Genomic DNA, 306 nt, shown 5'->3' with positions numbered 1-306 from the left:
TAATGAGCAAAAAAGGAGTTGAAGAACTAGATGCCGGAGGGGTGTTTTTCTGGCAGATTTGTAGTGCAGTAATACTATCTTGGATAGTTCTTTTTATAAAAAGAAAAAAACTCCCATTAAACTCAAAAGCGATACTTGCTTATGCGACATGCGTTTTTGAACCATTCTTAGCGTATACTTTTACACTCTACGGACTTTATTTTATTTCAGCAGGAAGCGCATCAATTATTTTTTCACTTGAATCAGTGTTTATATTGGTGTTGTCTGTTCTTATTTGCTCAGTTAAAATTAATTCCCCGCAATATT

General features: G+C 34.0%; 1 protein-coding gene. It reads left to right on the top strand.

Annotation, left to right across the window (positions count from 1 at the left end):
* The coding region (locus QP437_RS09870; protein WP_285267714.1) for a DMT family transporter at window positions 1-306 on the top strand (306 nt) is incomplete at both ends.

The organism is Haemophilus sp. UMB1048 (assembly GCF_030218125.1).
Taxonomy (GTDB): domain Bacteria; phylum Pseudomonadota; class Gammaproteobacteria; order Enterobacterales; family Pasteurellaceae; genus Haemophilus_D.
Note: the sequence above shows the minus strand (reverse complement) of the source record. Positions and strands in the feature narration are given on the sequence as shown.